The sequence below is a fragment of the Streptomyces sp. NPDC025618 genome, assembly GCF_055558795.1.
In genome coordinates, this window is sequence record NZ_JBVHLW010000015.1 from 18672 (window position 1) to 38056 (window position 19385).

The 19385-nt window shown below is 69.3% G+C and carries 16 protein-coding genes and 1 pseudogene; 10 read left to right on the plus strand and 7 right to left on the minus strand.

The window, feature by feature from the left end:
- Positions 1–52 precede the first annotated feature (52 nt).
- Entirely contained in the window at positions 53–985 is a 933-nt protein-coding gene (locus ACZ4A5_RS15495; RefSeq protein ID WP_467583004.1) for an oxidoreductase, read from the plus strand.
- 54 nt (positions 986–1039) lie between these two features.
- Positions 1040–2020: an aldo/keto reductase gene (locus ACZ4A5_RS15500; RefSeq protein WP_467583007.1), complete on the plus strand. Its 981-nt coding sequence runs from the start codon at positions 1040–1042 to the stop codon at positions 2018–2020.
- 72 nt (positions 2021–2092) lie between these two features.
- Here ACZ4A5_RS15500 and ACZ4A5_RS15505 read toward each other — a convergent pair whose 3' ends face one another.
- Positions 2093–3031, minus strand: a complete 939-nt coding sequence (locus tag ACZ4A5_RS15505) for a LysR family transcriptional regulator (protein WP_467583010.1) — start codon at positions 3029–3031, stop codon at positions 2093–2095.
- An 83-nt stretch (positions 3032–3114) separates the two neighbouring features.
- On the opposite strand from ACZ4A5_RS15505, the gene ACZ4A5_RS15510 reads away from it, so the two are divergent.
- Complete coding sequence (locus tag ACZ4A5_RS15510; RefSeq protein ID WP_467583013.1) at positions 3115–4341, plus strand: amidohydrolase family protein; 1227 nt, start codon at positions 3115–3117, stop codon at positions 4339–4341.
- 4 nt (positions 4342–4345) lie between these two features.
- Positions 4346–5290 carry an amidohydrolase family protein gene (locus ACZ4A5_RS15515; RefSeq protein WP_467583016.1) on the plus strand — a complete coding sequence of 315 codons (945 nt, stop codon included), beginning with the start codon at positions 4346–4348 and terminating at the stop codon, positions 5288–5290.
- A gap of 82 nt (positions 5291–5372) precedes the next feature.
- On the opposite strand, the gene ACZ4A5_RS15520 is transcribed toward ACZ4A5_RS15515, so the two are convergent.
- Entirely contained in the window at positions 5373–5885 is a 513-nt protein-coding gene (locus ACZ4A5_RS15520) for a MarR family winged helix-turn-helix transcriptional regulator (protein ID WP_256790147.1), read from the minus strand.
- Positions 5886–5933: 48 nt separating this feature from the next.
- Here ACZ4A5_RS15520 and ACZ4A5_RS15525 point away from each other — a divergent pair, with 48 nt between their 5' ends.
- Positions 5934–7190, plus strand: a complete 1257-nt coding sequence (locus tag ACZ4A5_RS15525) for a multidrug effflux MFS transporter (protein ID WP_467583018.1) — start codon at positions 5934–5936, stop codon at positions 7188–7190.
- 435 nt (positions 7191–7625) lie between these two features.
- On the opposite strand, the gene ACZ4A5_RS15530 is transcribed toward ACZ4A5_RS15525, so the two are convergent.
- The 4 genes and pseudogenes from ACZ4A5_RS15530 to ACZ4A5_RS15545 form a co-directional block, all read right to left on the minus strand.
- Entirely contained in the window at positions 7626–8240 is a 615-nt protein-coding gene (locus ACZ4A5_RS15530; RefSeq protein WP_467583251.1) for a hypothetical protein, read from the minus strand.
- 165 nt (positions 8241–8405) lie between these two features.
- Positions 8406–8831: pseudogene (locus ACZ4A5_RS15535) on the minus strand (TniQ family protein); the annotation flags it as partial.
- Positions 8832–8884: 53 nt separating this feature from the next.
- Entirely contained in the window at positions 8885–10129 is a 1245-nt protein-coding gene (locus ACZ4A5_RS15540; RefSeq protein WP_467583020.1) for a TniQ family protein, read from the minus strand.
- 18 nt (positions 10130–10147) lie between these two features.
- Positions 10148–10387 (minus strand): helix-turn-helix domain-containing protein, encoded by a 240-nt coding sequence (locus ACZ4A5_RS15545; RefSeq protein WP_467583023.1) that lies wholly within the window; start codon positions 10385–10387, stop codon positions 10148–10150.
- An 80-nt stretch (positions 10388–10467) separates the two neighbouring features.
- Here ACZ4A5_RS15545 and ACZ4A5_RS15550 point away from each other — a divergent pair, with 80 nt between their 5' ends.
- The 5 genes from ACZ4A5_RS15550 to ACZ4A5_RS15570 all read left to right on the plus strand — a co-directional run bounded on the left by ACZ4A5_RS15550 (position 10468) and on the right by ACZ4A5_RS15570 (position 18564).
- Complete coding sequence (locus ACZ4A5_RS15550) at positions 10468–12246, plus strand: TniQ family protein (RefSeq protein ID WP_467583025.1); 1779 nt, start codon at positions 10468–10470, stop codon at positions 12244–12246.
- Positions 12243–13010, plus strand: a complete 768-nt coding sequence (locus tag ACZ4A5_RS15555) for a TnsA-like heteromeric transposase endonuclease subunit (protein ID WP_467583028.1) — start codon at positions 12243–12245, stop codon at positions 13008–13010. The genes ACZ4A5_RS15550 and ACZ4A5_RS15555 overlap by 4 nt, the downstream gene beginning before the upstream one ends.
- Positions 13010–15133 (plus strand): Mu transposase C-terminal domain-containing protein, encoded by a 2124-nt coding sequence (locus ACZ4A5_RS15560; RefSeq protein ID WP_467583030.1) that lies wholly within the window; start codon positions 13010–13012, stop codon positions 15131–15133. Before ACZ4A5_RS15555 ends, ACZ4A5_RS15560 begins: the two co-directional genes overlap by 1 nt.
- Positions 15134–15137: 4 nt before the next feature.
- Positions 15138–16313 carry a TniB family NTP-binding protein gene (locus ACZ4A5_RS15565; RefSeq protein WP_467583033.1) on the plus strand — a complete coding sequence of 392 codons (1176 nt, stop codon included), beginning with the start codon at positions 15138–15140 and terminating at the stop codon, positions 16311–16313.
- Between the two features lie 394 nt (positions 16314–16707).
- Positions 16708–18564, plus strand: a complete 1857-nt coding sequence (locus tag ACZ4A5_RS15570) for an NAD-binding protein (protein ID WP_467583245.1) — start codon at positions 16708–16710, stop codon at positions 18562–18564.
- A 120-nt stretch (positions 18565–18684) separates the two neighbouring features.
- Here the strand turns inward: ACZ4A5_RS15570 and ACZ4A5_RS15575 are convergent, their stop codons facing one another.
- Entirely contained in the window at positions 18685–19227 is a 543-nt protein-coding gene (locus ACZ4A5_RS15575) for a GNAT family N-acetyltransferase (RefSeq protein WP_467583035.1), read from the minus strand.
- Positions 19228–19385: the final 158 nt, after the last annotated feature.

Here is a 19385-nt window from a genome sequence, read left to right on the forward strand (position 1 = left end):
GCACGTAGACGGTGCTTTGCAGCCGTCGAGCACTGCTGAGGAGCTTCATCCCATGGCCAAGTGGACCAGCGCCCGCATCCCCGACCAGAAGGGCCGCACGGCTGTCGTGACCGGGGCCAACAGCGGTCTGGGTTTCCAGACGGCCCGCGAGCTGGCCCGCCACGGCGCCCACGTCGTGATGACCGCGCGGGACCGTAGCCGCGGCACCGCCGCCGTGGAGCGGCTCCTGGCCGAGCAGCCGGGGGCGAGCGTCGAGCTGCGCCTGCTGGACCTGTCCGACCTGGACTCGGTGACCGCCTTCGCACAGAAGATCCTCGACGACGGCCTGCCGGTGGACGTCCTGGTGAACAACGCGGGCGTCATGTGGCCCCCGCACCGGCTCACGCGACAGGGCTACGAGCTGCAGTTCGCCACCAACCACCTCGGCCACTTCGCACTCACCGGCCTGCTGCTGGGTCGGCTGGAGCAGTCCGCCGCCCAGGGCCGCGACGCCCGCGTGGTGACGGTCAGCTCCGTCGAGCACCGCGGCGGCACCATCCTCTTCGACGACCTGCACGGCGAACGCGGCTACACCCCGCGCGCCTACTACTCCCAGTCCAAGCTCGCCAACACCCTGTTCGGCCTGGAACTCGACCGGCGGCTGCGCGCAGCCGGATCGACGGTGACGAGCGTCCTGGCCCATCCGGGCTACGCCAGCACCAACCTGCAGTCCAGCGGCCCGACCGGCTTCCTGCGGTTCTTCTTCTCCAAGATCGCCAATCCGCTGATGGCCCAGCCCGTCGAGAAGGGCGCCTGGAACCAGCTCTATGCGGCCACCGCACCCGGGGTGCAGGGCGGCCAGTTCCTCGGCCCGGACGGCTTCGGCGAGTACCGGGGCCACCCCACCGTCGTCCAGCCCGACAAGGCCGCCCAGGACCTGGACGTCGCCCGTCGACTGTGGTCGGTCTCCGAGCAGCTCACCCAGGTCCGCTACCCCTCCCACTGACCACTGCCCGACGCCATCGCGTCCATCGACGAAGACATCCGGAAGGCACCACAGATGACCATGCACAAGCGCGTCCTCGGCCGCCAGGGCCTGACCACCTCCGCCCTGGGGCTGGGCACGATGGGGATGACGATGTTCTACGGCCCCAGCAATCGCGAGGAGAACCTCGCCACCATCCGCCGTGCGTTCGACCTGGGGGTGACCCTGTTCGACACCGCCGAGGTCTACGGTGGCGGCACCGGATCGAACGAGCGGCTGCTCGGTGAGGCCGTCAAGGGCTTCCGCGACGAGGTGGTGCTGGCCACCAAGTTCGGCTACGACCTCGCCAACCCCGGCGGTCTCAACAGCCGGCCCGACAACATCCGAAAGGTCGCCGACAACAGCCTGCGCTACCTCGGCACCGATCACATCGACGTCCTCTACCAGCACCGCGTCGACCCGGACGTGCCGATCGAGGAGGTCGCCGGGACGGTGAAGGAGCTGATCGAGGCGGGCAAGGTCCGCTACTTGGGTCTGTCCGAGGCCGGCCCCGACAGCATCCGCCGCGCCCACGCCGTGCAGCCGGTCTCGGTCCTGCAGACCGAGTACTCCGTCTTCGAGCGGCACGTCGAGGACACCGTCCTGCCGGTCGTGCGCGAGCTCGGGATCGGGTTCGTGCCCTATGCCCCGCTGGGCCGCGGCTTCCTCACCGGGGCGATGAAGCCGGCCGACCAGTACACCGCGGACGACTGGCGCCGCCTCGACCCGCGCTGGCAGGGCGAGAACTTCGACGCCAACGCCCAAGCCGTCGCCGCCCTCACCGAGTTGGCCGCTTCGAAGGGCATCACCACCGCCCAGCTCGCCCTTGCCTGGCTGCTCGCGCAGGGCGACGACATCGTCCCCATTCCCGGCACGCGCAGCCCAGAGCGTCTGGCGGAGAACGTCGGCGCCACCGGCGTCACGCTCACCGGCCAGGACCTCGCCCGGATCAAGGAGATCCTGCCGAACGGCGCCTTCGGCGACCGCTACGCGGCCCCCTTCATGCCCAAGGGCTGACACCAGCCCGCAGCCTGATAACACCCGGCCGGTCGCCGTGCTCACAGCGTGCGCGTTGGCCGGCTGAGGTCTTTAGGTGACGGCCTTGCCGACGAGGGGCTCTTTCGCTTCGAGTTGGCGGGCGGTGTCGTGGATGAGGGTGCGGAACCAGCGGTGGCCGGTGTCGTGGGTGTGGACGGGGTGCCACCACAGGGCCTCGTTGATGGGCCCGGCGTCGAAGGGGCAGGGGAGTACGCGCAGGGTTGGCGGGAGGGGTACGGCCCTGGTCAGGCGTTGCTGGATGACGGCGACGCGGTCGGTGCCGGCCACGTACAGGGGCAGGGCCAGGAAGCTGTCGGTGACGGCTTCGGGCTTCAGCTGGAGGCCGCTTTCGGCGAGGCGGTGCAGCATGAAGCGGGAGTCGCGCGGCTCGAACTGCCCCAGCACCCACCGCAGTCCACCGATGTCATCCGCACCGGGTGCGGCGAGGGTGAGGGGGTGGTGCTGGTCGGCGATGACGACCCACTCGTCGGCGAAGAGAGCCAGGTTCGGCAGTCCGCTCACGCCGCTGTCCCGGGGCGCGATCAGCCCGTCCGCCGCGGAGGCGCCGGCTTCGTCGTGCATGGCTTCGGGGGTGCCGAACTGGCGGAACCGCAGCCGGGCGTGCGGAGCCCGCTCCTGGAAGGCGGTCAGGAGCCGGGGGCCGAGGACGGCCATGGCGTAGTCGGAGACGTGGAGAGTGAACTCCCGCTCGGTGGTGGCGGGGTCGAAGTGGGCTTTGGTGGTGAAGAGCCGGTCGGAGAGCTGCAGGACGCTGCCGGTCTGTTCCCGCAGCTGCTGCGCGAGCGGGGTGAGGCGGTAGCGGTTGCCCTCGCGTACGAGCAGGTCGTCGCCGAAGTGCCGGCGCAGGCGCGCGAGCATGGCGCTGGCCGCCGGCTGGCTGACCCCGATCCGCTCGGCCGCGCGGCTGACGTGCCGCTCCTCGAGCAGGGCCTGCAGGGCGACGAGCAGGTTCAGATCAGGACGGGCCACACCTCAAGACTATCAACAAGACTGATAAACCCATATAGATCATTGATTTCCTTTATGACTGGTCCGACGGAAGACTCGATGGCATGAACCAGCACGAACCGAGCCTCGCGCTCACCAATGCCCTGCTGATCGACGGCACCGGCGGGCCCGCGGTCGACGGCGCGACCGTCCTCGTCTCCGGCGGCCGGATCGTCGCCATCGGAACCGGCGCACTGGTCCCTCCCCACGCGAGGGTGGTCGACCTGGAGGGCAAGGCGGTCCTTCCGGGGCTGATCGACGCCCATGTGCATCTGGGGGGACTGGGCTTTCGGAGCACGCCGCCGTTCGGTGGCCGGGCCGCCACCGACGACTACGCCGCCGCTCGGGAAGGGGCCTTGCGGTACGGGGTCACCACCCAGCGCAGCCTGGGCGACTTCCTCCACGACAGCATCGCCGTGCGGGACGGCATCGAGAACGGCACCCTGGCCGGGGCCCGGGTCGTGACCAGCGGGCCGAGCTTCCAGGTCGAGGGCGGGCACCCCAACGCCACTGTCTGGGGCAGCGAGCCGGCAGCCGTACGGGAAGGCGCCCGCATGCCGAAGACGGCCGAAGAAGCGGAGCGCATGGTCGACGAGCTCGCCGCCGCGGGCGTCGACCTCGTCAAGATCATCATTTCGAACAACGCGATCTTCGGCCCGGCCCGCCCGGAACTGAAGATGCCCTGGCACCTCACCGAGGCCATCGCCGATGCCGCCCACGCCCGCGGGCTGCGGGTCGCCGCCCACACCGAGACCGTCGAGGACGCCAGGACGGCGGTCGAGCGCGGTGTCGACGACATCGAGCACCTGGTGCTGCGCGCGGAGGAGCCGCAGGACGAGGCCGCCGCCGAGGCGCTGTTCGCCCTCATGGCCGACCGCGGAACCTACCTCGTCCCCACCATGGTGGCCCACCAGTTCGAGGCGACCGCCGACGGGGACGCCCGCACCCTGCGCTACGGCAACCACCTGGTCCACCGCGCCTACGAGGCGGGCGTGCGGCTCGGGGTCGGCTCGGACGCGCACTCCCCGGGGCTGCACGGCTGGAAGCTGCGCGACGAGCTGGTGATGATGGTCCACGACCAGGGCATCCCGGCCCCCGCAGCCCTGTCCATGGCGACGAAGAACAATGCCGAGCTGCTCGGCATCGCCGACCGCCTGGGCACCGTCGAGCCGGGCAAGATCGCCGACCTGCTGATCGTCTCCGGCAACCCGGCCCAGGACATCACCGCCATCGGCCGTGTCCACCAGGTGATCCGAAGCGGCCGAGTCGTCTTCGAGGGCGAAGGAGCGTGACCACGTGACGAAGATCGACGTCCATCACCACTTCCTGCCCGACTTCTACCGCCAGGCGCTGATCGACAACGGGCACTCCCGTCCCGACGGCATCTGGGGCATCCCCGGCTGGGACGAGACCTCCGCCCTCCGGATGCTCGACGAGGCCGGGATCGCCAAGGCGTATCTGTCGATCTCCTCCCCCGGAGTTCACTTCGGTGACGCGGCCGCGGCCCGTGTTCTGGCCCGGCGGGTCAACGAGGAGGCCGCGCGGCTCGCGCGTGCCCACCCGGGCCGGTTCGGGTTCTTCGCCTCGACGCCGCTGCCCGACATCGACGGAGCCCTGGCGGAGATCGCGTACGCCTTCGACGAGCTCGGCGCCGACGGCGTGGTCTTCGAGACCAACTTCGACGGCCTCTACCTGGGTAACGAGCGGTTGGAGCCGGTCTACGCCGAACTCGGCCGCCGTAACGCCGTGTTGTTCCTGCACCCCACCAGCCCCGCCGCCCCCTGTACCGGGCATGCCCCGGCCCTGCCGTACCCGCGGCCCATGCTGGAGTTTCTCTTCGACACCACCCGGACGGTGACCGACATGGTGCTCTCCGGTGTACTGGAGCGTCACCCCGGCCTCCGTGTGATCGTCCCGCACGCCGGTGCCGTTCTGCCCGCCGTCGCCTCGCGCGTCGACGTCATCGGCGCGCGCACGGCCGGCAAGGAACACCAGCAGCCGATGCGCAACGCCCTGCGCACCCTCCACTTCGACCTGGCGGGCATGCCCCTGCCCGAAATGCTGCCGGCCCTGCTGAACGTCGCCGACCCGGCCCGTCTCCACTACGGCAGCGACTGGCCCTTCACCCCGCTGCCGGAAGTCCTCGCCTGGGCCGGACGTCTCGAAGCGGCCACCACCGCCCTCGGTGAGGACGGCATGGCCAAGGCCCTGCGCGCCAACACCGAGGCGCTCTTCGGCTGAACATCCGAACATCGCCGCCTGCCGGCTGCGCGTACGGCCGGCGGGCAGCCCCGCACCGCGTGGTGAGGGCGCGGGCGGTCCTTCAGCGCCGGCGGTCGCCGGCCGTCTTCTCGACGTGATCGCCCATCACCTCGGCGAGACGCTCCAGTGCCTCGAGCACCTCGGCGCGGGCGCCGCCCAGCGCGTGGAACATCTCGGCCTCCACCGTCAGGCGCCGGGGGAAGAGCGAGTCCATCAGGCGCTTGCCCTCCTCGGTGATGGTCACCAGCGACGCACGCCGGTCGGCCGGATTGGGGGCACGCTCGATCAGCCCCCGCCGCTCCAGCTTCGCCAGCGCCTTGCTCACCGCCGCCTGGGTCAGCCCCAGGTCCTCGGCGAGCCGGCGCGCGATCACCGGCTCCTCCTCGTAACGCAGCGGCACCAGGAAATCCAGCTCCTGCAACGTCAGCGGGGCGCCCTCGACGAGCGGCTCCACCGCGCGGTCCAGCAACGACGCGCACCGCTTGATGAGCGTGACGATCTCCATCGAGGACGTGTCCAGCCCAGGGTTGTTCGCCGCCCACTGGCCGCGGACCCTGCCCGAGTGCGCGTGCACCGGACCTCCAATTGCTTAACCAGTTATGTATTGGTTACGGTTTTTCTCATGGTATCCCCGACCCGAACCACGAACAGCACCCCCCGCACGGCCGCCCCCGCAGGCCGCAGCGCCGCCCTGATCGCCGTCCTCGGCGCCCTCAGCGCCGTGGCACCGCTGGCCACCGACATGTACGTGCCCGGCTTCCCCGCCATGGGAGCCGCCCTGCACGCAAACAGCTCGGCGATCCAGCTGACCATGACCGCCTTCCTCGCAGGCCTGGTGGCCGGCCAGCTGGTCATCGGCCCCCTCAGCGACGCAATGGGCCGGCGCAGACTCCTCATCGGCGGCACCGCCGCCTTCGCCGCCCTGTCCCTGGCCTGTGCCCTCGCGCCGAACGTCCAGACGCTTCTGATCCTGCGCCTGCTCCAGGGCGTCGCGGCCGCCACCGGCATGGTCCTCGCCCGCGCCGTCCTCACCGACCGCTTCGACGGCCCCGAGGTCCCCCGCTACTTCGCCCTGCTCGCCCAGGTCCTGGGCATCGCCCCCGTGGCCGCCCCCGTCCTCGGCGGCGCCATCCTCAGCGTGACCGCCTGGCGCGGCATCTTCGTCGCCCTCGCCCTGACCGGTGCCCTGCTCACCGTGGCAGTGCTGGCCAAGGTCCCCGAGACCCTGCCCCCGCAGAACCGGCAGTCACAGGGGCTGGCGAACACATTCCGCGCCATGGGCGGCCTGTGCCGCCGGCGCGCGTTCATGGGCTACGTACTCGTCCTCGGCCTCACCTCGGCCGCACTGTTCGCCTACATCAGCGGCTCCAGCTTCGTCTTCGAGCACCTGCACGGCGTCTCGTCCACGGCCTACTCCCTGATCTTCGCCACCAACGCCGTCGGCATGCTGATCGCGGGCTTCGCCTTCAGCAAGCTCTCCCGGAAGATCAGCCTCAACACCATGCTGACCACCGGCGTCGCCATATGCGGCCTCGGGGTGACCGGCCAGCTGGCCATCCTCGGCACAGCCGGCGAAACCCTCGCCGGCACCTGGGCCAGCCTTTTCGTCACCCTCCTCGGCGTCGGACTGATCTTCCCCGCCGCCACCACCCTCGGCCAGGCCCTCGGCCGCACCGCCCCCGGAGCCGCCTCCGCCCTCCTCGGCGGACTCCAATTCCTCTTCGGCGCCCTCGCCTCCCCCCTCGTCGGCCTCTTCGGCGAAACCAGCTCCACACCCATGGCTCTCATCATGCTCACCGCCGTCGCCCTCGCCGCACTCGCCCTGATCACCCTCGCCCGCCCCTGGCTCCGCCACGGCGAAACGCTCACTGACAACTGACCCCCACCCGGGGCGGGAGCCCACGTCGCCTTCCCTCCGGTCTCCGCGGTGGCCGGAGAGAACCCGAATGGTGAGCGGCCACCTATCCCGCCACACATCGGCCAACCACGGATCCACGCTGCCGCCCGATGTACGGAGAAGCGAAAACTGCTGGCCATCTATCGCTCAACGTCACAGCCACCTCAGGATGGACGGCAAGCAACCCGACTCATTGGCCCCGATAAGTGGAAGATCTTGCTCGCAGGCCACCCGAACGTCTGGAATAACCACAGGTCGTTATAGTGCAATTGGCCTTGCCGGGAAGAACCTACATGACCCGATAGATTGCGGCAGTGGCGATACAAGCGGCCGGTCCGAATGAAAGGCGTTCGCTCGGGACGGCCGATCTGCGTCAACCATGCCCAGTGGGTTGTGACTTCTCTGACCCGGACGTGCCTACTCCTGCTTGTCGCGCCCCCCTGGCTCATAGGCTGTGTGCTGTTGCGAGCGGTGTACTGCGTCGGCCCGGCGCTCGGTGAGCGCGGCGAAGCCGCGTTCCCCGAGTAGGTCGCTGAGGATCCCGTCCAAGGACGGACTAGCTGCTATCGGGTAGAACAGGCGAAAGCCCTCCTCGAACTTGGAAAACTCCACCGAATGTCTTATCTCGAGCGTGTCGCGGGCGCTGGCCTCCATGTCGTGGGACAGGACGATCTGACCGACAGCGCTGATCTCGCAAGCTTCGGTGATCGGATCGCGGAGCGTGTACCCGGTACGGAAATCTCCATGTGAGACCAATTTCATCGGCTCAAGGAACCCTGAGCTGCTTCGCGACCAACCACTCTCCCAGTCAGACTTACCGGTGAAGCGTGCCTGCAGTGTTGGGTCAGGGCTGTTGAAGGACTGCACAGTGGTCCAGCGTGAAATTAGCTTGCGCACGGTATGGAAGTCGCATAGCCACTGGCTGGGGGTAGGTCGTTGTTTCCGGTTTCCGCGCTTCATGAAGTACCGCAAGCGATGGTGGAGTTCGAAGAGCGACGGATCTGCGACAGAAATCGTGTCGATCTCCCACATGGGACGGTTGCATCGTTTGCGCTTCGGCCGTCTCCCTGATGGGCCTGGCTGCCCCTCGTAAGGATGACCCGGAAAGCCCGAACACATCCCGGGTGTGTCACCTCGCAGGTCCGCCGGCCGGAATGGCGATTCACAGTCAGGGCAGAACGACATCAAATAGCAATGGTGGACCGGGCAAAGTACCGCCCAGGACTGGTACCACCACAAGGGCCACCGGCCCGCAGGGGTAAGGCACTGTGGGCAGAACGCCCATGCCTCTTTCGCAGTGTCTGTACCACGGTCCCGGGCCCGGTCGTTCTTCGCGATGCCGTTGATGGTGAGCAAGCTGAGATCGTCTTGGGACAGTCCGGTCGCGGCCTCAAGCCGATGGGCTTCGCCTGGCGTCAGGCTTGCAGTGAGCTGGCAAAGTTTGAAGGCGTGCATGTTCTTCACCATTAGGCCAAGTGCGCGCATCATCGCTGGGCGATCGACCTCGTAGGTGTACGCGAGGTGGTCGACCCAGCTGAACAGGGACTCGTCGGCTATCGGCAACGGAACTTGGGGAAGCCGTCGCGGTGGCGACGCCGCGGAGCTGAGGTTTGCGGACTGCACCTGGCCATGAAACCACCGGGCGCCGCGTTGTTCCCTGGCGCCCGGTGTCAGTATCAACGACTGTACGGGAGGGGCCGACGGCGGACAGCTTGGACCCGCACGTCATGCGGGGTGAGCGCGGCCAGGTGTGCTGGCGCGTTTTGGGGTAGCGCGATCAGGTCGGTCTGAAGAGCCGCCTGGAGGGTGCGTGTCCGGTGATACCAGGGGCCGTGCACCAGATCGCTTGGATTGAGCCGGGTTGTGTAGATACCCAACTGCTGGTGCATGTGCCGGAACTTGTTGAGGTGTTCATCGTGGAGGCGGGCTTCCTGCAGCCACTGCATCATGGCGGACAGGGTCTGACCGGCTGCTGTCAGCCACTGAGCCACATGGGCCGCCCCGGCCATGCGCAGTGGTTGGGCCCACGCAGGCGTGAGGCTTCGATGCGAGCTCACAGCCCGGTAGTACGAGTGCCAGAGAACCGCTTTGCGCACCGGTGACGGGGCTTCGTCGACCATGGACGGAGTCAGCGACACCAGAACGACGGCCACCAGAGAGGCGAACTCGGCTTCCGCTACTTCCTCGGCAGCGTTCGGTGAGCGGAGCCAGCGGGTTAGCGCAGCCTGGGCCTGGAGGGACAGCGGGTCTGTGACCGGCTGGGTTTCGGCCTGGTCGAGCCGTGTACCACAGGCTGGCCCGTATCCCCGGGGATAGCGGCTGCGGTCCGGATGCCGTGAGCCGTTGGCCGCTACGGGCCGCTGGCACACCAGCGGATCACCGCTGCCTGCGGGCCCGGACTGGGGGAGGCGGCAGACGGGACAACTGCTGAGGAGATAGCCCCCGTGTGTCTGGCACATGAAGGTCCATGGCATAAGCCAGTCCACCCGCCAATGGCCGGTCTCTGCCAGGCAATCCGGGCACCAGGTGGAGTGGTCCGGGAATCTCCAGGCAGTCTTGCCCGTACTGCCGAGGTAGTGCACGAACCGCTTGCCGACGCAAGGCAGGTTCGGCAAGGCGCTGGACGCGTGCTGCGACAGCAGCATGGCACTGACTTCGTCCTCTTTCAGGCCTGTGGCGCCACACAGTCGAGCGGTAGACGGCGCGGACAGAGCGACGCCGACCACCCGCGGGCGCATTTCCGGTGCTCCGGCCAGCCCGACCGCCTCGAGCCCTCGCTTGCGGTCGAGGTCATAGGCGCCGGAGAGGCGCCGAAGCCAGCTCGCCAGGGATTCACGCTCTGCCGGAAGAGGCACTGACGGCAGCCGACGGGGTATTCCGATCTGCGCGCGGCTGTGTTCGTCGGCCCGGTGGTGCGGCACTGCGTGCTTCCTCAGTCGTCAGTCATCTTGGAACAATTGGTACGGCTCTACCCCAAGTGCCCTGGCCAGTGCGGGGATGCGGTCCACGGACACGCTGTGACGGGCGGCTTCGACTTCCGCGTAGAAGGAGCGGTCCACGCCCGCTGCGGCGGCTGCCGCCGTCTGGGTCAGCCCCGCACGCTTGCGCAAGGTCCGCAGCCGTTGCCCGAAGGCAAGCCGCTGGGCCGGGACGCCGGCATTGGAATCACTGTTCGCCACAGCCGGTAACCGTAGTACGGTCCTCAGATTGTAGGAGATCTCCTACAAGATCATGCTGCCTGACGGCCGGGGAGGGGCGTGTGGAGCACAGAGGGCTGCCTCGGCGGCTTCCGGCGGTACCGCTCCCCGAGGACGGGGAGTCGTTCGTCTCGTGGCTGGCCCGGGCGGCGGCCGACTGGCAGATCGCCCCAGGGCACGCCGCGCAGGCACTGGGCCTGGACTGCCATCCGGGCTACAGCGTCGTGCGCCCGAAATTCTTCGGCATTGCCCTGACCCCGCGGAGCCTCGAACGCGCAGCAGCGGCCACCGGGCTCCAACTGGACCGGCTGCGAGCGATGCAGTTGACCCGTTACGACAAGACGGCGCTGGATCTCACCGGGCTGGACCTGGCCTCGGAGTCCTCGATCACCGCCCTCGCACGCCGGGAATGGGCCCTGTTCACCTCCAGCCGCGCCTGCCCCCAGTGCCTCGCCTTACGTCCCGTATGGCCGCTGTGGTGGCGTCTGGGCATCGCTGCGGTGTGCCCGCTGCACTATGTGCTGCTCGTCGACGTCTGCCGCCGCTGCCACGATCGATTGGGTCGCGGCAATACCGGTCATCCGCGCGGCCTGCTCACCCGGCATCAGGACGCGGACCTCGCACGGTGCAACAACCGTCGGCGTGCGGGGGAGCGGCGCAAAGCCGGGCTGTGCGACCAGGAACTGGCCGCCCTGCCCATCACGTCGGCCCCTGCCGCACTGGCGAACCTTCAGCAGCGCGTGCTCGCCGTCGCCAACGGCCTCCCCGGCCGCGTCGCCGGACAGGAGGCCACCCCCGCAGACTTCTTTGCCGCACTGCGATTCGCAGTGGGCCTGGCACGCCTGGCATCCACCGATCAGGATCTCGCCGACTGCCCTGCGCTACCCCGTGAGGCGGCTGAGGAGTTCGCGGCCGATCAACACGATCGGCGGAACGCACACCAAGGCGGCGCCGGCGCCGTTCTCCAGACCAACCCGCCGAGCGCCGGGCACGCAGCGGCTGTCCTCGTTCTGGCTGACCGGGTGCTCTCGGCTGCCGACGAACAGGCGTGCCAGGAAGTGCTGGCCCCATGGCTGGAACGCGCGGCTGAGCTGCGACGCTCGTCACGGACCACGCACGACCCCCTCCGCCGCATTCCCCGCCCGGCGTGCCTGGAGTCCGTGGTGCGGGCAGCCGCCCCGCGCGCCTTCCGCATCACCGGAGCCCTCACCGCGACCGCACCAGCATCTCCTCGCCGGCTCATGCCGGACCACCTGCCCCGTGTAGTCGCCGCGCCCGACTACACGGACCTGATCGCCCAGCACCTCCCGGGCACTACCGTCGCCAGCGGACGCCGCTTCACCGCTTTGGCCCTTGCACGACTCGCAGGTGCTCCGACCTGGCAGCAGGCCGCCGCCGATCTGGCGAGGGACCCGCACAAGGCAGCCCACGTGGCCAGCGTTCTGGTATCCCGCATCCCCGACCCCGATGCCTTCTGGCAAGCCATCGAGCAGCTCGGCGTACGGACCGAGCAGCGAGGCCCGGTCAACTATGCCGCCCGCCGCCGCATGCTGGCCGACCTGACCAGCGTCCCGGCCGCGGTGCTACACGACTCGTCCCAGCCCCCGAAGTACCTTGCGACCATGCAGCGGCGGCGGCACGCCGCGGCCTGGGTATGGGAGCACCTCACCTGCGACGACATCCGCGAAGCCCCCGCGTACACACCCGAACTGTGGCCCATGACCAATGCCGAGTCCGTCCGGGAAGGCCGCCGTGTCTTCGCTCTCTGCATTCCCGCCCCCGTCGCCCAGGCGCTCACCGCATTCGGCCACACCCTGATCAACGCGAAAGGCGGGACATGAGCCCCAAGTGGACCCGCGTGCTGCGGCCCGTACAGCACGCGGCCGAGCAACTGTTCCTCCACTACTACGACGCCGACAACACCGAGCGGCTCCTTCCCGCTGCCCGAGCGGCCGACGTCCGCTTCGAGGACTGCAAGCCGGCCCGCGACATCCCCACCTACGCCGGGCAGAAGCACACCCCTGGCTTCTACTGGTCCGCCAGCAGCGACACCGTCCTGGAGTACGAGAGCTTCTTGGAAGCCCGCTGGATGAAGCTCCTGGACTTCGACGCGAAGGTCGCCCGATTCGCCGCGCAGCCTTTCATCTTCGAAGGCATCGACAACGAAGGGCCATGGACGCACTACCCCGACCTGTTCGTCCGCCGCACCGACGGCTCGGCACTGCTCCTGGACGTGAAGAACCCCGAACGGATGAACAGCCTCGCCGTCCAGCGCCAGGCTCGCCGCACCCGGAAAGCCTGCGCACGGCTCGGGTGGGACTACCAGATGGTCGGGGAACCGGACCCGCAGCTGTGGGCCACCGTCGAATGGCTGGCCGGCTACCGAAGACCGCTCAACGCCGCCGCCAACCTCGCTGACCCCCTGCTCTTCCGCGCTTCCCAGCCCATCAGCATCGGCCAGCTCCTCGCCTTCCGTCCTGATTCCCAGGTCGAACGCGCCGTCGTTTACCACCTCATGTGGCACCACCGCCTCCTCTTCGACCCCACCCACCCTCTTCGCGACCACACCATGGTGTGGGCCGCGCCCACCTTGGAGCACATCTGATGGACCATCGCTACCGGATCGCCACCGAGGATTGGATCGAGTTCGAAGAGGAGCAACACCAGGTGACGGGCATCACCGGGGCCTCGGTCCGGCTCCGCTCCGCCTCCGGCCATCACCAGACCATCATGCTCAGCGTCCTGCTGACCGACCCGACCTTCCGCACCATGACCGAACCGCCATCCGGCCAAGAGGAGGCCACCCAAGGGCTGGACCCCGGTGGTGTCCTGGCCTTGCTCCCCAAGGACGTCCGCGACAAGGCCCTGGAGCTGGAAGCCCACCTGCAGGAGGCCACCACCGGTTTCCGTTCCGGCGACCCGCTCACCGCGAAAGCCGGCGAGCCTCGAGATGAGTACCGTCCGGAACTCCCGCTCTCCGTACGTGTCGAGGCCAAGGCCGCCGAGCTGGATCTGACCACGCGCCGCATTTGGCAACTGCTGGAGGAGTGGAAGGAAAAGGGCCTGTGGGCGCTGGTCGACCGGCGCAAGGCCCGGTTGAAGAACCCCCTGCGCAACATCGACGAACGCGTGATCACTGCCATCCGTGAACAGGCTGCCGCCGAGCGCTACGACAGCTCCTCCAGCGTCTCCACCCGCTTTCGCCGCCGCACCCAGAACCGGCTGGACGCCGACTACGGCCCCGGCGAAGTCCCGCTGCCCAAGGAGGACACCTTCCGCCGCGTGGTCAAACTCCTGCTCGACCGACGGCCCTCCGCCCCGGCCTACCAACGGGCCTCCGACGCCAACCAGCCCGACCGCACCTTCGGCAACGTCATCGCCCACCGGCCCGGCCAGGTCGTCATGCTCGACACCACCCCGCTCGATGTCCTGGCCTGGGATCCAGCGATGAACGACACCTACAACGTCGAGCTCACCCTCGCCCTGGACGTTGCCACCCGATCCCTCCTCGCCTGGAGGCTCACCCCCATCGGCACCAAAGCCATCGACATCGGACTACTGCTCGCCGACGTCATGGCCCCCGAACCCATGCGCCCCGACTGGTCCGACGCCCTGCGCTACTCGATGCTGCGCGTTCCTTACCAGCGCCACCTCAGCTTGGACGAGCGCTTGGCCGAAGCCGCCGCCCGCCCCGTGATCTATCCCGAGACCGTGCTGTTCGACCACGGCAAGCCCTACAAGTCAGACGTCGTACGGCGCGCCTGCGTCTCGTGGAAGATCGACATCCAGGACGCCCGCAAGCTCAAGCCCACCGACAAGCCGCACGTCGAGCGGCTCTTCGGCACCATCCGTGAACAGTTCTCCATGCACGTCGCGGGCTACAAGAGCTTCAACGTCGCGCACCGTGGCCAAAACGTCGAGAAGGAAGCCCGCTGGACACTCGACGAGATCGCCGAGTTCTTCGCCGAATACGTCGTGGCCGTCTATCAGCGCAAGAGTCACTCCGGGCTTCACCTGTACGGGTTTCCGGACCTGAACGTCTCGCCGAACGAGGCATACGCCATGGCTCTGGGCTCAGCCGGCTACGTCGACTGTCCTCGCGACCCCAGCCTTTACTACGAGCTGCTGCCTATCGCCGAGGACGGCCGGGTCATCAACGCTTACGGCGTTGAACTCAATCACTTGGTCTACAACGCAGACATCCTGTACCAGTTCCGCAAAGCCAAGTCCCCGTACAGCAACGGACGCTGGCCCATTCGCTACGACCCGCGCAACCTCCTGCACGCGTACTTCCACGATCCCCGGGACGGCAAGTGGTACACGCTGCGCTGGACGCACGCGCTCAGCGATTTGCAGCCCTTCACCGACATCACCCTGCGGGAAGCCAAACGGCTTCTGGCCGCGCGCGGCATCGACCCCAGCGACCAGGCCGAGGTTGCCAAGGCCCTGTGGAACCTCCAGAACCGCACCGACGCCCCCGAGAAGTGGACCAAGGCCGACCGCAAGCGCCACGCCCGCGACCGGCACCGCGCCGACAGCCAGGCCAAGGACGAGGCCCGCTCCACCCCGGCTGTCCCCGCGCCGCCGCCCCAGTCCGCGCCGGAATCACGTAGGCCGACTGTCCCCGGCCTGCACGCCGTCCCCGCTTTGACCGACGAGGACGACATCGACCTTGACGCCATCCAGCTCGCCCAGGTCTGGAACCCTCGCGCCAGCCAGGAGAGCTGAACCCGTGCCCACCACCCACCCCTTCGACGAGCCCGATGAGCAGAGCCCCCGCGATTTTCAGCACCCCGGACTCTCCGAACCCCGTACCAAGGAACAGTGGCGCGAATACCTCGACTATGAGCTCCCGCCCAAGCCGGACCTGCTGCCCATTGAGGCTTACCAGCAACTCAGCCCAAAAGAACGCAAACTCCACAACAGGGCCCGCGCTGCCCACCACAGTGCCTTGGTCATCGTCCGCACCGGCCAGATGCAGAGCATCCATCACCAGATACGCCGGCGGCTGATGACCAACGCCCATCAGCCCGCCGGTGCCCGCCGAAGCATTGTCCTGGACGGCCCCGCAACCCTCGGAAAGTCCACCCTGGTCAAAATGTTCGCCTACGACTTCGAGCACGAACTACGACGCGAACACCCCGAGCGGTTCTCCAAGCGCTACATTGTCGACGGGCACATCATCGACTACACCCCGGTGGTGTACATCAACATCCCGTCCCAGGCCACGCCCAAGGACCTGTCCATCGCGCTTGCCGAATATCTCGGCCAGCCCTACCGGACCGGCGCCACCAAGAGCGCCATCACCCGACTCGTCCTGGACAACATGCGCCGGTGCGGCGTCGAACTGGTCATCATCGACGACGCGCACTTCATGGACCTCTCCCTCAAGGAAGGCAAGGTCGTCAACGACCACCTGAAGTACATCGCCAACCACACTGCGGCGACCTTCATCTACACCGGAGTCGACCTCCAGCACTCCGGCCTGTTCCTCGAAGGGACGGGAGGCGCCCGCGTCACCCAGACCTCCGGCCGGAACACCCTCCTCCACATGAAGTCCTTCGCCATCCGCACCAAGGACGAGAAGGCTGACTGGATCGGCGTGATCAGCGCGATGGAAGATGCCCTCGTGCTCTACCGGCACCAGATGGGCACCCTCAAGAAGGACTGGAAGTATCTGCACCGGCGCACCGGGGGCAATATCAGCTCCCTCGCGGAACTCGTTCGCGAGGCCGCTGCCGACGCCGTTCTCACCGGCGCCGAGGCCATTGATCGCAGGCTCCTCGACAGCATCGTGATCAACGAGCACGCACAGAGCTCCTACGAGGCCATCTGGCAGGAAGGCCCGGAGCCGCCCACCCGCCCCATGAAGGAGTCAGGCGCCGAGGGCGAGGCCGCTGCCAGCTGACGAAGGAGACCTTCGGAGTCGGCAGCAGATCACCTGCGACCCCACACAGGTGACGCTACGTTGTGTAGCCATGGTGGGAGGCGGGCTCCGTCGGCTGTGTTGCGCACTGAAATCTTTCGTGCCGGACGGCGTAGAACAGTCGGCGCAGAAAAGATTTCAGTAGCCAGGTCAGCGGCTTGGCCACTGAAATCTTTCATGCCGTCCGACACCGGGGCTGACGGGCAGGACGTCACGCGCATCGGCGGGCGGCCGGGGTGATGAACCCCGGCCGCCCGCCGATGTCTTGATCCGGGACACACGCCTAATCAGCTGAACGTTCGACCCGCGGCAGGGCACTCTAGGGAGCGTGGCCTCCCTCACCCCGCAGCCCCAAGTCGTCCCGCCCGCACCACACATGCTGGTCTGCGGCGACGACGGTCTCGCCCACCGGCTCGCCGCGGAGCTCTCCGGCGTCTACGGCGAGCGCGTCACCCTCGTCGTGCCGCCCGCCCGCGACGGCCGCCCCCGGACCGCCGCCGTGCCCGGCCGCGCCGCCACCCTCCTCGGCCGGGTGACCGGAGTGGTGGGCCGCGCCGCCGGAGCCAACGGCGGCGCGGGCACCGGGGGTTCGGCCGGCACCCTCGTACGCGTCGTGCAGGCGCCCGAACCCGACGACGAGACGCTCGCCGAGGCCGGGGTGGCCGGTGCCACCGCGCTCGCCCTCGTCTATGACGACGACGAGACCAACATCCACGCCGCGCTGCGCGCCCGCCGGATCAACCCCCGGCTGCGGCTCGTCATCCGGATGTACAACCGCCGGCTCGGCCAGCGCCTGGAGGAACTCCTCGACCAGGCCGCCCGGATGGGCAACGGCGACCCGGACGGCCCCGGCGTCGCCGAGGCGACCACCACCGTCCTCTCGGACGCCGACACCGCGGCCCCCGCGCTCGTCGCCGCCGCCGTCTCCGGGCACTCCAAGGTCATCGAGGCGGGCGGGCTGCTGCTGAGGGCGGTCGAGCGGCCCCCGCTCGCCCCCGGCGAGCGCCACGCGCCCGGCGCCGGCACCGTGGCCCTGCTCTCCCCGGCCCGCCCGGACGGCATCGACGGGGAGGGGCCCGTGATGCTGCCGGACGCGGAGTCGGTGGCGGCGTCGGGCGGCCGCGGCCGCATCGTCCTGGAGCGGGTCCACTATCCGGGAGCACCGCAGCGCGCGCCGCGGCTGACGGACCGCAGCCTGCCCCTGGGGTCGTTCTTCTCGCCCCGGCTGCGCTGGGCCCTCGGCTGCCTGGCGGCCGCCGTCCTCGGGCTGGCCGTCGCCTCCTGGCTGGTCACCGACACCAACCCCCCGCACGCCGCCTACCTCTCCCTCCTCGACCTCTTCGCGATCAACGACCCGGCGATCGGCCAGCCGCTCGGCCGGCAGATCCTCCAGCTCCTCTCCGGCCTCACCGGGCTGCTGCTGCTCCCGCTGCTGGTCGCCGCCGCGCTGGAAGGGCTCGGCACCTTCCGCTCGGCCTCCGCGCTGCGCCGCCCGCCACGCGGGCTGTCCGGGCACGTGGTGCTGCTCGGCCTCGGCAAGATCGGCTCCCGGGTGCTGTCCCGGCTGCGCGAACTCGACATCCCGGTGGTCTGCGTGGAGCGCGACCCGCAGGCCCGCGGGGTGGCGCTGGCGCGCTCGCTGCGGGTGCCGACCGTCATCGGCGACGTCACGGAGGAAGGCGTGCTGGAGGCCGCCAAGATCGGCGAGAGCCGCACACTGCTCGCGCTCACCAGCAGCGACACCACCAATCTCGAAGCCGTGCTGTACGCCCGCGCCGTCAGGCCCGACGTCGGCGTGGTGATGCGGCTCTACGAGGACCGGTTCTCCAAGGCCGTCTACCGCACGCTGCGCGTCTCCCACCCCCGCGCGCGGACCCGCACCCGCAGCGTCTCCTATCTGGTCGCCCCGGCCTTCGCCGGGGCGATGATGGGCCGCCAGATCCTGGGCGCCGTACCCGTGGAGCGGCAGGTGCTCCTCATCGCCGCCGTGGAGGCCGGAGGCCACCCGGGACTGGCCGGCCGCACGGTCGCCGAGGCGTTCGAGCCGGGCGCCTGGCGCGTCGTCGCCCTGGCCGCGGAGAGCGCGGGCGAGACGCCCGGCCCGGCGGACGGGCCAGCCGACGACTACGTCCTGCGCCCCGAGGACCGCGTCGTGGTCGCCGCCACCCGGCAGGGGCTGGCCGGACTGCTGGGGCGGCGGCCGGTGCCCCAGCCGCGTACGGACCCGGTGTGAAATGACGGATGCCGCTGGATGAATGGGGTTTCGCGGGCTACGGAAGCGGGGCGTCCGGCCTTCGCTCGCGCGCCCGCGGTGGCTCCGCCCCGGACACCGGTCGGCCGCCGCCCGGGGCGGTCACCAGACATCCCCCGGCCGCCAGTCGCAGACCAGCTCCCCGCCCAGGTCGACATCCACCCGCGGCAGCACGTAGACGCAGCCGTCCTCCTCCGCCGTCCGTTCCACGCCCGTCGGGGCGAGCACCGACGTCGGGCCCCGCCACTGCCGCCAGCCCCGTCCCGCGTACAGGGGGACGGCCTTGTCGGACGCGCCGAGGGCGCCCAGTTCGTAGCCGCCGTCGCGCAATATCCGCTCCAGCGCCTCCATCACCGCCGAGGCGACGCCCTGGCGACGGCGGTCCGCGCGGACCGCCACGGCCTCCACATAACCGGTGCGCAGGGCGCGGCCGCCGTGCAGCAGGCGGCGCTGCACCAGGGAGCCGTGGCCGATCAGCTCGCCGTTGTCGTACGCGAGGGCGTGCATGCCGCCGACGGTGTGGTCCCAGTCGTCGTCGGTGAAGGTCCCCTCGAAAGCATGATCCATCAGGGCGCGGACCGCCCCGAGTTCCGCCGTGCCCAGCTGTGAGGTGTGCGCGGTGCGTACATCAGTCATACCGGGCATGGTGCCATCCCGGATCCCGCCGGAGGCGGCCCTGGCGGGCCGGCCCGGAGCCGCGCAGGCGCGCGTCAGGACCGCGTCAATACCTGGTGAGCAGCCGCCCCGCGCACCAAATGTCCACAACCATGGCCGTAAGGTCGAACATGCGCGACAGTGCTGCA

Excerpts from the sequence above, each read along its gene's own strand:
- ACZ4A5_RS15495 (WP_467583004.1), top strand. The coding sequence starts at position 53 with ATGGCCAAGTGGACCAGCGCCCGCATCCCCGACCAGAAGGGCCGCACG.
- ACZ4A5_RS15500 (WP_467583007.1), top strand. The coding sequence starts at position 1,040 with ATGACCATGCACAAGCGCGTCCTCGGCCGCCAGGGCCTGACCACCTCC.
- ACZ4A5_RS15510 (WP_467583013.1), top strand. The coding sequence starts at position 3,115 with ATGAACCAGCACGAACCGAGCCTCGCGCTCACCAATGCCCTGCTGATC.
- ACZ4A5_RS15525 (WP_467583018.1), top strand. The coding sequence starts at position 5,934 with ATGGTATCCCCGACCCGAACCACGAACAGCACCCCCCGCACGGCCGCC.
- ACZ4A5_RS15530 (WP_467583251.1), bottom strand. The coding sequence starts at position 8,240 with ATGTGGGAGATCGACACGATTTCTGTCGCAGATCCGTCGCTCTTCGAA.
- ACZ4A5_RS15555 (WP_467583028.1), top strand. The coding sequence starts at position 12,243 with ATGAGCCCCAAGTGGACCCGCGTGCTGCGGCCCGTACAGCACGCGGCC.
- ACZ4A5_RS15560 (WP_467583030.1), top strand. The coding sequence starts at position 13,010 with ATGGACCATCGCTACCGGATCGCCACCGAGGATTGGATCGAGTTCGAA.
- ACZ4A5_RS15570 (WP_467583245.1), top strand. The coding sequence starts at position 16,708 with ATGCTGGTCTGCGGCGACGACGGTCTCGCCCACCGGCTCGCCGCGGAG.
- ACZ4A5_RS15575 (WP_467583035.1), bottom strand. The coding sequence starts at position 19,227 with ATGCCCGGTATGACTGATGTACGCACCGCGCACACCTCACAGCTGGGC.